This window comes from Pseudomonas sp. PS02303, from assembly GCF_029959925.1.
GTDB classification, from domain to species: domain Bacteria; phylum Pseudomonadota; class Gammaproteobacteria; order Pseudomonadales; family Pseudomonadaceae; genus Aquipseudomonas; species Aquipseudomonas mandelii.
Genome location: NZ_JASCOM010000167.1, coordinates 1 through 13241 on the forward strand (window position 1 = coordinate 1; position 13241 = coordinate 13241).

Genomic DNA, 13241 nt, shown 5'->3' on the forward strand with positions numbered 1-13241 from the left:
CTGTAGGAGTGCGCCTGCTCGCGATGAGGGCGTGTCAGTCGACATGAATGTTGAATGTCAGGCCGCAATCGCGAGCAGGCTCACTCCTACAAGGTTTTGTGCTTTGGCTACGAACCTTTTTTGCCTTTCTCGTTGGCCGGGTCGTAGACCTTGGTCAGGTCACCCCCGAGGCGGAAGGTCTTGAACGGCTGCATCTCGTGTTTTTTCTCGAGCACATCCGGCGAGCAGGTGTAGAGCGTGCAGAACGGTTCGAGCCAGGCGAATTTCGAGTCGACCTTGAGGTCGGTCATGTCCTGTTCCTTGCCGTTCTTTTTCTCGAACTCGTCCGGGTCTTTAACCCCCGACAACACCCGGTCACCCAGGCGTTTCAGCGCGCCGTTGTTTTCCTGACGCAAGTCCACACCGTTGACCTGAGCGAAACTGGCGATCATCGCGAGCGGCGGCAGGGCGTAGTTGTGGTAGGCGAGGGCACGTTGCTGGCGCTTGAGTTCGTTGGGCAGGAAACCCTGGGCGTCAATCTGATTGGCGCCGACTTTGTATTCCTTCACTGCCCAGTCGAACAGGTCGCGACGGTTGGTGGCGATGGACGTTGCCATCACCGACCAGGCGGACCAGTACGAGTGGTTGTTGGTTTTTTCCAGCGGCAGGTTGTCCCAATCGCTGACCACCTGATCCGCCATTTTGCTGAACCAGGCTTCGATCAACTGCGACTCTTGCTGATGGTTGGCCAGCGGTTGCGAATCGGAGAACTTCAGGCGAATGTAAGCCGACGCCATGCTGCCCAATGCCCATTTGCGCATGGACTTGCCGGTGTGGTTGAAGTCCTTGGACATCAACGCATCGGACTTGGCCCAGGCGGTCAACCAATTCAGGGTGCATTCCAGTTGTTCCGGACGACCGTCACGCATGTACTGCATCACGCGCTTGCTGGTGCCGCGCTCCATCTTGGTGATGTCGGCGGTGGTGTCGCGGAAGGCTTTTTCCGAGGCCTCGTTCAGGGTTGAACGGGCCTTGTCGGAGCCTTCATACTTGCTGCGAAATTGCAGTGAGCCGGTGTACGGCGTCGGCATCGCATCACAGCCTTCGCTCTTGTCGCCGGTTTTGACTTTTTCAATCGGCGCGAAGTAGCCCTGTGGCGGGCGCAGTGGCGCGGCGGCCTGGGTGGCGCCGGCGAACATCGCCAACGTCAGCAGGGAGGGCGCGAGTAACTTTTTCAAAGTTCGGGTTTGCATGCATGTCATAAGAGGTTGCCTCATTGCCCGGCTTGAGCGGTACGCTGCCCAGCGCCAGGGAATACATTGCGTTTGCAGATTTTCGCTTCGACTTTCTGTGGCGTGGCACCTGCTTCAGGGCCCTGGATTTCGACGGCCAGCACATTCTGCGTGGCCCAGTCTTCGTCCGTGCGCAACTCAAAGGCAAAGCGCCCGTCGGTGTCGGAAGTTTCCGGTTTTTCGATTTTGATGTCCTCGTGGCGACCGTTCATGTACCAGAGGGTGGCTTGCAAAGTTTTCACCGATGGATCGGCGAAGCGGATGTCGACCTGGTGACTGCCGTTTTGCAGGTTCAGGTTCTTGCTGTTGACCATTAATTCGTTCTTGCCCGGTTTCAACGTGGTGCTGCCGGTCATCTGTGCATCCTTTCCTTCGCAACCGTTGTCCAGCAGCGCCATCATCTGGCGGTAGATGGTTTCCTGGTCGAGGCGATAGAGCGGCGAGAATTCCCAGATCAGAATCTTCGGCGGCTTGGTCTGGAACTCTTCGCTGCCCAGGTACTGCAGCATCGAACCTTCCAGGCCACCGCCGGGGAACGCCACGTTGAGGATGTCGGCGCCGATGGCCTCTTCGAGGAAACCGGCGAAGTTGTAGTTCTTGCCACTGTGGCTGGTGCCGACCAGGGTGATCTCGGGATTGCCGGAGTCACTGAACAGGTCGCCGTCGGCCGCTTCGCCCTTGGGCTCGGTGGTGAACTGATCCATGTACTGGATCGCGTAGCTGGTGCCACAGAGTTGACCGGCCATGTTGTGTAATGTTCCGGTCTTGCCCATGCGACCCGACTTATGGCTCTCGAATTCGCGCTTGGGAATGTCAGCGAACTCAGGCAGTTGCTTGATTTTCTCGCCGACGATTTTCGCCGTGCGCTGGGCGCCATACGGCGTCCAGTGTTGGTCGCCGCGGAAGTAGAAGTCGTGGGCCGGCAGGGTGTCGGGCAGCGATTCGTTGGTCAGCGGCGACAGGTCCGGAACTACGTAGCCCATGGCGGCGAAACGACCGAGCATGGTCTTGTAGTTCTTCAGCGCCTTGTCGAAATCGTATTTGGCTTTTTCTTCCGGATTCAGTTTGTTGCGGTTCACCAGACCACGGGTGGGCTGGTAAACGATGACCAGTTCCACGCCTTTGCTCTTGAACGCATCGTGCAGCTCTTTCATGCGTTTGTAGCCGGCGGGGGTGGTGTCGAATTCGGTGCGCAAGTCTTCCTGGGTCCGGAACAGCCAGTCGCCCTGAGCCTGCACCAGCGTGGTGAAGTTCTGCTGATAACGCGTGGTGTAGTTCTTCGCGTCATGGGCTTCGGGGCACAGGTTGCAGCACGGTTCGGCGCTGAAGCTCGGGGCTTTGACTTCATCGGCACGGACGCCGGCGCTGGCCGCGAGAATGCCGGCGGTCAGGGCCGACAGGCTGAGTAATTTGATCAAGTGTGGGTGCATAAAATTATCCTCAGTCCTGCATTTCGGTCTGGCGTTCGACAGGGTCGATCAGCACGGCTTTCTGCTGGCGCACCAGCAAGTCGAGAATTTCATCCTGGCGCTCGCCAAGAATCCCGTTGAAGCTGATGCCGCTGGATTTGGTCGGGGCGAGCATGGACACGCGATACAACTCGACGCTCAGCGGCGAGTCGATGGACAGCGGTCCGCTGCCGTTGCCGGCCAGTTCGCCACCGACGATGATCAGCGACACCTGGGCGTCGAACGGGTCGAGCTTGATGTCCCGGTCGGTGTCGCTCAGGTCTTTGATGTGGCCGTAGACGCCGGTCAGGCCGTTGGCCATGGCGAGGTTTTCGTAGAGGCGGATGTTCACGCTGTTACGAATACGGATGCCGTGGCGGCGATTGCTGATCACCTTGTTGCCCCACAGCAGGTTGTCAGCACTCTCGTAGAGGGTGATGCCGTCGGTGTGGTTCTTGTAGATCTCGTTGTAGGCGATGACGTTGTTCACGCTGTTACGGTCAATCACCATGCCCGACAACTTGTTGTCGTAGCTGCGGTTGTTGAAGATGAAACTGTCGTTGACCTCACGGGAAATAATGATCCCGTGCTTCTTCTTGGTCCCGAATACGGTGTTGTCCGCGATGATCAGTCCGTGGGAACGGTCATGCGGGTCAATGCCGTAGACGATGTTGTCTTTGTAAGTGTTGCCCTTGACCACGAAGTCGCGGGTCTCGTAGCAGTAGAAGCCGTACCACATGTCCGAGAACTCGGAGCCGACGATCCAGCCGGTCGGTTCAGGACGCTTGAGCACCTTGGCCATGTTCGGCGTGTACTGGGAAATACTCACGCCGTAAGACTTACTGTTGGCGTAGCCGAAACTGGCGATCTTGCTGTTGGCGATGTAGGTCTGGGTGCCGCCCCAGGACAGCAGGAACGGACGGAATTCCTTCGGCGACTTGAAGGCCGCCGGGCCGTTTGCCTTCTCGCTCCAGCCAGTGATTTTGGTATCACGCACAAACAGCTGGCCGTCGTTGACCAGGAACGAACCGGACTCTTGGGACAGGCGCAGTTCCTGGGTCTGCTTGTCGATTTCCAGGATGCCTTTCTCACCTACCACGATCGGCAACTTCGCCAGGAACACACCCGGCGAGGTTTCGCTGAAGTACTGCTTGGGCAGTTTCTTGGCCAGATCCTTGAGGTTCATGTAGCCGTCGTCGACGAAGATCGCCTGTGGGATGCCGTGCTGACGCACCACCCACTCGGCCATCTTGTTATCGCCGCCGATGAAGTCCTTCAGGGCGTTCTCCTGCATCATCCGGCGCACGCTGATTTTGCCGGCCTTGGTGCGCACGACTTTCGCGGCGATGGCTTCGGCGGTGTAGCCGGAGGTGTCCGGCAGTTTCGGCGCAGCCAGTTCCAGCGGCTCGGTCGGCGCGCTGTTGACGGTGTAGGTCTTGGCCTGTTGCAGCCCCTTGGCAATGGTCGCCGGCTGCCCTTTCTGCGCGGGCGCTACCGGCTCCGCAGTGGCGAAGGCCGCCGAGCTGGCCAGCAGCATCGCGCCGGCCAGCAAGGTCAACGAGCCTCTCTTCGGACTGTTCATGTCAGGAACTCCCTTCGCGGTTCGCATCAGAAGCGCCAGATCACGTCGATAAACGCGCGGTGCATGTACGAATCGACGCCTTTGCCATACGCATCGCCCGGCTTGAACACACCGCCACGCAAGCGCACGAGGGCCGAAGGCTCGTCGATCGACTGACTCAGGGAGGCCGGCAGCAGGCCTTGCTTGAAGTACTTGGTGACGACCACGTCCATTTCCTGGCCGAGGTCTTTGTTGCCATCTTCCAGCGGCAGGGACGTGCTGGAGAGCACGGCGCCGGTCACGTCGTCGGTGTCGTTCTGCACGGCGTTGATGCCGTTGCTGCCGACCGGCTTGTTGCCGTCGACACGCCAGAATTTGTGGTAGATCACGCTGGCGTCGTATTCGTCGTTGAGCATCCACGAACCGAACAGCGTAGCGGTCTGCATGTTGTTCATTTCGCCACGGAAGGCTTCGCCGAAACGGTGAACCCGCGAACGGGTACCGGTGTAGTTCGAGCGATTGCTTTCCAGGCCGTTCTGTTCGTAATCGGCGCTGGCGCGGGCATAGGCTGCACCGACTTGCCATTGCGGATCGAGGCGCAGACGCACGCCCAGGTCAGTGGCCCAGCCATCGACGTTGCCGCTGGTCTTGGCTTGTGCCGGCGGAGTGCCGTCGGCGTTCAGCGGATTGACCGTGTCGCGGTCGCCGCTCATGCCAGTGACGCTGCCCCAGTAATTGACGGTGTTGGTGTTGCGCCAGTTGTAGGCATCGCTGTCGGCGGTCAGGCCGATCCAGCTGATGTCGCCGTTCTCTTTCTTGTCCAGAGAATCGGCCGGAACACCAGGTTGCGGATAGTCAAGCTTGCCGTCATCGTGGGTGTGATGACCACGAATGCCGACCCAGTTGCCCGGCGTCCACTGATACGCCGCATCGGCGTAAGCGTGCAGGCGATCCTTGTCTTTCGGAGCCAGCTCGTTGAGGTCGGTGCGGTACTCGCTGAAGCGTTCGGCCACACCGGCGTTGGCACGCAACAGGGTGGTGTCGAAGGTCCAGTTCAGGGCTTCGATGTTGGTGTCGCGCCATTGGCCGTCGTCGTTGCGCAGGCGCTGGCGACCGAGCTTGAGGATCTCGCCAGGGTACGGCGTCAGGCCGCTGTAGCCGACCCAGAACTCGCGCATCGCCAGGTAGTTTTTCTTGCTCTTGCGATCACCGTTGTCGGTGGTCTGGGTGCCGTCGCTGTCGGACTGCTGCAGCGTGTCGGTCTCGATGATGTCGGTGGACGTCACGGCCTGACCCATGGCGTAGCCGCTCCACGCGCCGCTTTCGCCGTAGATCCATGGACGCAGGTCGAGGCCGACGCCGTTGACGTCGCCGCCGCTTGCGGTGCCCAGATCGGTGTCGTCTTGGGACTGGCCGGTGATTTTCACATCAAGGCCGTAGTTTTTGCTTTCAGTCAGGGCCGCGAGGGTCGGGCACGACCACAACAGGGCGAACGACAGGCCAATACCGGCCTTCACGAATGGATTCAGCTTCATAGGGATTCCTCGCCGTCTTCTTCTTGCAGGGCATGCAGTTCCAGCGTGTTCTGGCTCAAGGCACCACGAACGTCCTGTTCTTGTTTCAACAGGCGTTTGGCCTCGGCGAGCTGGGCAGGCGGCAGTTGGGCTTCGAGTGTTTGCGCAAGCTCGGTGGCTTGCGGGGTGTTCTGCGTCTTGGCCAATTGGCTGAAGACGTAAGCGTTAAGCGGGTCGGGCTTGGTGCCCTTGCCTTGGGAAAACAGTTGGGCAATGGCGAAGTCGGCGCTGTTCTGGCCGTTGCGCGCAGCCTTGAGCAGGTGGTCCAGCGCTTTCTGCGAATAGACCTGGCCCAGGTAACCGCGACGGTAGATCTGGCCGAGGTAGTAATCGGCGGCCACTTCTCGGTCGACGGCTTTCTTGAAGTGTTCTTCGGCAGCCTTCGCGTCGGCCGGCACCATTTTGCCTTCGTAATAGAGCTTACCCAGCAACAGTTCGGCGCGCGGCTGGTCGGCGGCGCGGCCGTTGTCCAGATACTTCATCATCGTGTCGACGTCGCCCAGTTCCGGGAAGTCGTAGAGCAATTGTGCGAGGCTGACCCAGGAAGCGGGGTAGCCCGGAGCGATGCCTTCGAGCAGCGACTGAGCGGTTTTCTCGTCGGTCTTGCCCAGGCTCGCATCGCCCAATACGCGAGCCACACTGTCCACGCGTTGAGCGGTGACCGTGCCGCGAGCGTGAGCGGCTTGCATCTGCTTGATCAGCTCGGCCTGTTGCTCAGGCTTGGCCTGTTTCTGATAAACCGTGGCCAGTTCGACGTAGCAGATGTCGGTGGTGTTCAACGCCGCTTTGCAGATGGTTTCCACTTCGTCCAGGTGCTGGTCGTAAGTGCCCTGGGTGCGATAGAGCAGCACTTGAGCCAGGCCCGCTTCCGGTTTGCCCTCGGCGCGCCATTGGCTGATCTGCTGCTGGGCGTTGACGTTGGGGAAACTGTGCGGGTATTGCAGGTACAGCATCGCCAGCGGGATCAGGGTGTTGCCTTCACCAGCGGCCGAGGCTTTTTTCAACAGGCCTTCGGCTTCGTGCTGTTCGGCTTCGGTGGAGCCGGGTTTGGCCACCAGCAGACGACCCAGGCGAGCCTGGGCCCGCGGCGAGACGCTGGCCGCGGCGCGATAAGTCGCCTCGGCCTGTTTGATCTGCGCCGGGTCACGGCTATCGACCTGGATATCGGCCAGGCCAACCTGTGCTTCGCTGTAGCCCAGGTCTGCCAGTTGCTGGTAATTCTGCGCCGCCAGCGCGGTGTCACCGCGCTTGAGGGCTTCGTTAGCCAGACGTTGGTCTGGAAGGCCGGCACAACCGGCCAGAGCAATTGCCATGGCCAGGGTCAGCGGGACCGGCAGGATTCTGAGTGGGCTAGTCACGGGCATGTCCTCTGCTTAAATACCGGCGGCCATGGCTTTGTCGATCAGCCAGTTCAGGTTCGGACCACGGGTGCTGTTCACTTCAACCGGGCGACCGGCGAACTTGCTGTCGAGCGGCTCGTCAGGCTGGATCAGCACGCGGATGTCCGAGGAAAGGTCGGCGCTTTTCAGGCTGGTGCTGCTGACGATCTTGCCGCTGCGGGTTTTGTCTTCACCGGCGATCTGGAAGCTGACCGTGTTGCCTGGCAGCACATCGCCGAACTGGCGATAGGAGAAGCGCGCTTCAACATTGGCTTCGCTGTTGCGCGGCACCAGTTGGAAGATCACGTCGCCTTTGCTGGCGTACTGACCGTCGGCGACCAGTTGCTGGGCCACGGTGCAATCGCACGGCGAGGTCAGGGTGCCGGTCATTTGCTTGCCGAACAGTTCTTCAACCTTGGCCGGTTGCAGTTGGTTGTCGTCCAGATGGCCCTTGAGTACGTCGAGCATGCTGGTGCTGAACGTTGCGAGCGGCGCGCCTTTGGCAGCAACGCCGTCGGCCTTGATCAGGCTCTGTACGGTGCCGTCGCGGGGCATGGTGATGTTCATGCCTGCCACGCTGACCAGGCCCGCCTGGGCGTGGCTGACGAAGTACATGCCGTACACCGACTTGAAGATGAAACCGAACGCCGCGAGGCCGACGATGAAAATCGCCAGGCTGAAGGTCACGGCGCGCAGACGACCGAACGCGGTCATGCCGTGGCCGCCGTCCTTCATCTTGCGCGCCTTGGTGAAGTTGTCGCGCTGCAGGGTGGCCAGCACTTCACCCATGCTGACGATGTCGCCGGCCAGGTGCGAGGTGATCAGGTGACGCAGGGTGGAAATATCCTGGGGTTCCAGGTTCTGGAACTGACAACCGATGCGGCCGGTCTGGCGGTCGACGGAGCGGATCAGCAATTCCACGTCCATGGCCAGACCGAGGTTATCGATGACGAATTGCAGGCGCGCCTTGTACACATCGCCGGTTTTCAGCGGCAGCTGACCGGCGTTGAAGGCCAGGCCGCCAGCGGAGAGGTCGATCACTCGAACTTCTACCGGGGTCCGGTCGGGACCGAAGAAACGCAGCTTGGCCGGGATTTTCACTCGGGCGTGTTGGCGCTGGGCTTCTGACTCATGCACTACGTTGGCGTTGACGGCGGTATTCATAGGGGCGTTTTCCTGGTTAATTCAATAAGGGGGCGGTCAGACCATCATCAGCAGCACGGCAACAAAGATGCTGCCGGCGGAGAAGGTCATGGTCCGAGACGACCAGGTGTTGAACCAACGTTGAAAGCTGGCGAGGTCACGGGTCAGGGAAGTGGGCTGGCGAGTCCAGGACTGTTGGTCGAGGCGGAAGAACACGTAGATCTTCACCAGCGCGCCGACGATCTGGTTGTAATAGAGAATCGCCGGGTAGGCCGGGCCGATCCGGTGGCCGGACAAGGACAGCAGCACGGTCAGGATCAGGCGGGTAATGCCGATCCACAGCAGGTACACCAGGATGAACGCGGTGCCGTACTTGAAGCTGGCGATCAGCGCGACCGTCAAGCCCAGCAACGAGGTCCACATCGACACGCGCTGATCGAACAGCACCACCGAGGTGAACAGGCCGAGGCGTTTAACCCCCAGGCCCAGGGCGCGGGCGTTCTGGCGCAGGTTGTTGCCGTACCAGCGGAACATCAGTTTGCGACTGGCCTTGATGAAGCTTTTTTCCGGCGGATGCTCCACGGTGTGGATCGCGGCGTCCGGCACGTAGAACGTGTCGTAGCCCAGGCGCATCAGGCTGAACCAGCTCGACTTGTCGTCACCGGTCAGGAACTTGAAGCGGCCCAGGCGCCAGTGTTGCAGCGAGTCGCTTTCCACGTCGGCGATGAAGTCCGGGTTGGTGACCACGGTCGCGCGAAACACCGACATCCGGCCGGTCATGGTCAGTACGCGCTTGGACAAGGCCATCGAGCACATGTTGATGTGGCGCTGGGCGAATCGCAGTTTGTGCCATTCGCTCATGATGTAACCGCCGCGCACTTCGCAGAACTCGTTGGTGGTCAGGCCGCCGACATTGCCGAACAGCTGGAACCACGGCACGGTCTTGAGCACGGTGCCCTCGGCGAGCACGGTGTCGCCATCGATCACTGCAACCACTGCGCGGTCGTCCGGCAGGTGGCGGGAGATGGCGCGGAAACCGTAGGCCAGGCCATCACGCTTGCCGGTGCCGGGAATGCGCACGAAGTCGAGCTTGACCCGATCCGGCGGATTCATCTTTGTCCAAAGGCTTTTCACCAGCTTCTCATCGGACATTTCGACGATGGAGCAGACCATGGTGGTCGGCAGGCCGCAGTCGATCGCTTCGCGAATGACGGAGGCGTAGACCTGGGCGGTGGTCAGCGCGTCGATACGGAAGCTGGTGACCATCAAGAAAACATGGGACGGGTTTGCCGCGTCACCCAGCTTGCGCACTTTGCGCCGCAGGTGCGGGTAGACCACGTACAGAAACAGCATCCCGCGCACAAAGTGCGTGGCGCCCATCGAGTAGCGCCAGATGCCGATGAAACCGATGAGGAAGATAAAATCCTTCGAATCGGAATCGAATGTGGACGCAGGCAACGCCATGGCGATGCCCATCAATAAACTTAGGTAAAACAGCCAACCGGCGGCCTGAAGTAGGCCGTGCTTTAGCCTGTGCATAATCTGCATCCGTCTCTATCTCGGGCGAGCCTGTGGGGTGGCCCGATGGGGTTAAGGCAGGCATAAAAAACCGTAGGAGCGAGGCTTGCCCGCGAAGGCGGTGTGCTTGACACACCGCGTTGCCTGGTTCGCCGGCAAGCCTGGCTCCTACAGGGGCGAGGCGGTGTACCTGACACATCAAGTCGTCTGGTTCGCCGGCAAGCCTGGCTCCTACAGGGAACGGCTTGTTACCAGCAGATGCCTTCGGTACGACCGCTGACGCTGGTGGCTTTGGACATGAAGCCAACCAGGTCGACGACTTGCTTGCCGTGTGGAGCGTTCTGCGCCAGGGCGCGGAATTTCTCGTCACGGTTGCCGAGGATGATCACGTCGGAGTTGGCGATCACGTCGTCGAAGTCAGCGTTGAGCAAGGACGAGACGTGAGGGATCTTCGACTCGATGTAATCCTTGTTCGCGCCGTGGACACGGGCGTATTCGACGTTGCTGTCGTAGATGCTCAGGTCGTAGCCCTTGCCGATCAGCATTTCCGCCAGATCTACCAGCGGGCTTTCGCGCAGGTCATCGGTGCCGGCCTTGAAGCTCAGGCCCAGCAGGGCGACTTTGCGTTTGTCGTGGCTGGAAACGATGTCGAAGGCGTTCTGCACCTGGGACTCGTTACTGCGCATCAGCGAGTTCAGCAGCGGTGCTTCCACGTCCAGCGAGCCGGCGCGGTAGGTCAGGGCGCGAACGTCCTTCGGCAGGCAAGAGCCGCCGAACGCGAAGCCAGGGCGCATGTAGTACTGGGACAGGTTCAGCGTCTTGTCCTGGCAGACCACCTCCATCACTTCACGGCCATCGACGCCGACAGCCTTGGCGATGTTGCCGATCTCGTTGGCGAAGGTCACCTTGGTGGCGTGCCACACGTTGCAGGTGTACTTGATCATCTCGGCGACAGCGATGTCCTTGCGGATGATCGGTGCGTCGAGCTCTTCGTACAGCGATTGCAGAACGTCGCCCGAGGCCTTGTCGAACTCGCCGATGACGGTCATTGGCGGCAGGTCGTAATCGGCGATCGCGGTGCTTTCACGCAGGAACTCAGGGTTCACTGCAACGCCGAAGTCGACACCGGCTTTCTTGCCGGAGCAGTCTTCGAGGATCGGGATGACAACGTTTGCGACAGTGCCCGGCAGCACGGTGCTGCGAACCACGATGGTGTGGCGGGTGGTCTTGTCACGCAGGACAAAACCGATCTCGCGGCATACCGCTTCGATGTAGTTCAGTTCCAGGTCGCCGTTCTTCTTGCTCGGCGTACCGACGCAGATCATCGACAGGTCGGTGTCGCGAATCGCTTCGGCGAAGTTGGTCGTGCCGCGCAATTTGCCCGTCTCGATACCCTTCTTCAGCAGTTCGCCCAGACCCGGTTCAACGATCGGCGAACGGCCGGCGTTGATCATATCGATTTTGTCTTTGGCAACATCGACGCCAACGACGTCATGGCCCCGTGCAGACAGGCAACCGGCACATACTGCGCCGACGTAACCCAAACCAAATATGCTGATGCGCATCGCAATTACCTCTGTGTTTATCAAGCCATTACATGGCCGGAGTTAATGGTGTTCATCGTTATAGTGCACTCGCAAGTGCGGCCTTACGGGCGCCGCAGTGCCGCGTGCAGGCATACAAAGTTCCGAGTGTCTAAATAAGTGCACTCAAGATGTGCGCAACTAGGCCTTATTATTCTGATATGCCCTGTTATGCAGCCGATCTTCTAATCAGAGGACCGTGTGCAAAGGTCTTGCGCGCTCAATGCCAGGCAATAAGCCCGTAAATCAAGCGGTTGGGTGCTCAGGTGAGCACGTTTATAGGGGCGCAGCCTTGGCCTTGAAGGGGATATTGATAAGCGTATCTCCTGTCCTGTATGTGTTGCCCAAATTAGAGGTCCGGTCTGCAGAAGTTAATGTGACAACTTCGCTATGTGACGCTCTTCTCTGCGTAAGTTATCTCGTACATGCATCGAGAAAATCGTTACCGGTGGTATGAGCTACGCATTTGGACATAGTTCCGGCCCGCCCATCGCCGATTCTGAAATTTCTTGAAATATTGGGAAAGATGGCACTGCTCTCAGATTGATAGCACTTGCCGTTTGGCCCTTTATATATAGGCTTATTATCGAGTCAGATAGTTTTGTGCCACTACTGATAAAAAATTTCAGTGCCACTACTGAAAAAAAACATCAAAGTCGAGTGAAACTAAAGTTAGAAAATCAGGCGATGGATTTCTGGCGCCAATAAGTCGGCGAACAAGGCAGGGAATTGTCGGACGATCAGACGTCGACGCACGACGATTTTTTGCCGTCGTGCGCCGGTCAGGTGCTTACTCTGGCGCGTGATCGCGCAGGAACACCAGATGGTCCGGTTTAGACTGTTCGGCGCTGTAGCGATAGCCTTGAACGTCAAAGTTTTTGAGGTCTGCCGGGTCGTTGACGCGCTCTTCAATGACAAAACGACTCATCATTCCGCGCGCTTTTTTCGCGTAGAAGCTGATGATCTTGTATTGGCCGTTCTTAAGGTCCTTGAAGTCGGTATTAATAATGCGTGCGTTAAGGGCACTGCGTTTGACCGCCGAGAAGTACTCGTTGGAGGCCAGGTTCAACAACACGTCGTCGCCCTGATCGGCCAGGGCTTCGTTCAGCCATTCGCTGATCCGGGTGCCCCAGAACGCGTACAGGTCCTTGCCACGGGCATTCGCCAGTTTGGTGCCCATCTCCAGACGATACGGTTGCATCAGGTCCAGAGGACGCAGCAGGCCGTACAGGCCTGAGAGCATGCGCAAGTGCTGTTGCGCGTAATCGAAATCGGCTTCGCTGAAAGTTTGTGCGTTGAGGCCGGTGTAAACGTCACCCTTGAAGGCGAGCAATGCCTGCTTGGCGTTTTCCGGTGTGAACGCTGGCGTCCAGCTGCCGAAACGCGCGGCGTTGAGGCCGCCGATCTTGTCGGAGACGTGCATCAACTCACTGATCTGCGCGGGCGTCAGGTCGCGCAGTTGCATGATCAGTTCCTGGGAGTGGTCCAGGTATTGCGGCTGGGTGAAGCGCTGGGTCGCCGGCGGTGTTTCGTAGTCGAGGGTCTTGGCGGGGGAAATCACCATCAGCATGAAGTCGTCTCCTTTAATCGTGGGGCGATTCTAGGGGGTTGGACCGGTTGACTCCAGCTATCAAGTCCATAGGTGATCGGTGGTATTGCACAAACCCTGCGGGAGCAAGGCTTGCCCGCGAAGGCGGTGTGCCAGTTACCGGTGATGCCAACTGACACACCGCCTTCGCGGGCAAGCCTCGCTCCTACGGGGGG

The 13241-nt window shown here is 59.5% G+C and carries 9 protein-coding genes; all 9 read right to left on the reverse strand.

Annotation, left to right across the window (positions count from 1 at the left end):
• Positions 1-107: 107 nt before the first annotated feature.
• Positions 108-1241, reverse strand: coding sequence for a mannuronate-specific alginate lyase (locus QMX98_RS25355; RefSeq protein WP_010463124.1), 1134 nt, complete (start codon positions 1239-1241; stop codon positions 108-110).
• A gap of 11 nt (positions 1242-1252) precedes the next feature.
• On the reverse strand, positions 1253-2701 hold the full coding sequence (locus QMX98_RS25360) for an alginate O-acetyltransferase (protein WP_221108326.1): 1449 nt from the start codon (positions 2699-2701) through the stop codon (positions 1253-1255).
• A gap of 10 nt (positions 2702-2711) precedes the next feature.
• Positions 2712-4301, reverse strand: a complete 1590-nt coding sequence (gene algG, locus QMX98_RS25365; protein WP_102595392.1) for a mannuronan 5-epimerase AlgG — start codon at positions 4299-4301, stop codon at positions 2712-2714.
• A gap of 26 nt (positions 4302-4327) precedes the next feature.
• Entirely contained in the window at positions 4328-5815 is a 1488-nt protein-coding gene (locus QMX98_RS25370; protein WP_154503179.1) for an alginate export family protein, read from the reverse strand.
• Entirely contained in the window at positions 5812-7218 is a 1407-nt protein-coding gene (algK, locus tag QMX98_RS25375) for an alginate biosynthesis TPR repeat lipoprotein AlgK (protein WP_010463115.1), read from the reverse strand. Before algK ends, QMX98_RS25370 begins: the two co-directional genes overlap by 4 nt.
• Before the next feature lie 9 nt (positions 7219-7227).
• Entirely contained in the window at positions 7228-8397 is a 1170-nt protein-coding gene (locus QMX98_RS25380) for an alginate biosynthesis protein Alg44 (RefSeq protein WP_282411544.1), read from the reverse strand.
• 36 nt (positions 8398-8433) lie between these two features.
• Positions 8434-9918, reverse strand: coding sequence for a mannuronan synthase (alg8, locus tag QMX98_RS25385; protein ID WP_169856528.1), 1485 nt, complete (start codon positions 9916-9918; stop codon positions 8434-8436).
• Positions 9919-10142: 224 nt separating this feature from the next.
• On the reverse strand, positions 10143-11459 hold the full coding sequence (locus tag QMX98_RS25390) for a nucleotide sugar dehydrogenase (protein ID WP_010463110.1): 1317 nt from the start codon (positions 11457-11459) through the stop codon (positions 10143-10145).
• Positions 11460-12267: 808 nt separating this feature from the next.
• On the reverse strand, positions 12268-13047 hold the full coding sequence (gene yaaA / locus QMX98_RS25395; protein ID WP_010463107.1) for a peroxide stress protein YaaA: 780 nt from the start codon (positions 13045-13047) through the stop codon (positions 12268-12270).
• Positions 13048-13241 lie beyond the last annotated feature (194 nt).

Coding starts and splice junctions, on each gene's coding strand:
- QMX98_RS25390 (WP_010463110.1), bottom strand. CDS start 11,459: ATGCGCATCAGCATATTTGGTTTGGGTTACGTCGGCGCAGTATGTGCC.
- algK (WP_010463115.1), bottom strand. CDS start 7,218: ATGCCCGTGACTAGCCCACTCAGAATCCTGCCGGTCCCGCTGACCCTG.
- yaaA (WP_010463107.1), bottom strand. CDS start 13,047: ATGCTGATGGTGATTTCCCCCGCCAAGACCCTCGACTACGAAACACCG.
- QMX98_RS25355 (WP_010463124.1), bottom strand. CDS start 1,241: ATGACATGCATGCAAACCCGAACTTTGAAAAAGTTACTCGCGCCCTCC.
- algG (WP_102595392.1), bottom strand. CDS start 4,301: ATGAACAGTCCGAAGAGAGGCTCGTTGACCTTGCTGGCCGGCGCGATG.
- QMX98_RS25370 (WP_154503179.1), bottom strand. CDS start 5,815: ATGAAGCTGAATCCATTCGTGAAGGCCGGTATTGGCCTGTCGTTCGCC.
- QMX98_RS25360 (WP_221108326.1), bottom strand. CDS start 2,701: ATGCACCCACACTTGATCAAATTACTCAGCCTGTCGGCCCTGACCGCC.
- QMX98_RS25380 (WP_282411544.1), bottom strand. CDS start 8,397: ATGAATACCGCCGTCAACGCCAACGTAGTGCATGAGTCAGAAGCCCAG.